1 protein-coding gene is annotated in these 546 nt (G+C 50.5%); it reads right to left on the reverse strand.

What is annotated here, in order from left to right:
• Positions 1-546: NAD(P)H-hydrate dehydratase (locus tag R7O13_RS30040; protein ID WP_318305611.1), on the reverse strand; the 546-nt coding region annotated here is incomplete at both ends.

Genomic DNA, 546 nt, shown 5'->3' on the forward strand with positions numbered 1-546 from the left:
TGAGATAGGTATTGATAAGCTTGATACGCCCACTCATCGTCGCCAAAACCGGGGCCAAACACCAAAACATCCGCCCAGCGAATACGCTTAGTGAGCGCGTTTTCCGTGTCTCTGAGTAAATCCGTGGTTATGCTTTGACTCATCACTTCTGGGCAACTGACCTGCAGAGGGATGAAACTATCTGGGTGCGTAATACTTGCTGTTAACCCTGCCCCGCTTCGAACCGCCGCAGACGCGCACAAACGGATTGCACCAGACATACCTTGATTCCCGCCGACGCAAAGTAATTTACCGTTATCACCTTTGTGAGCGGTCGCTTTTGGCTTTGGGAGCAAACGGGGGATGACTTTATGGTCAATACCCAGTGCACTTTCTTCTTCTATGGAATCGAATTCCACGTTGACGCCCAAACCACAAAAGTGCAGCTCACCAATTCGGTCTCTCGCTTGAGCGGTACATAACCCTTGCTTAACGCCAATGAAGGTAACTGTATGGTCCGCTTGGATTGCGTCACCTAAAACTGAGCCAGTGTTAGCGCACAAGCCG

It is taken from the genome of Vibrio sp. Y176 (assembly GCF_033438945.1).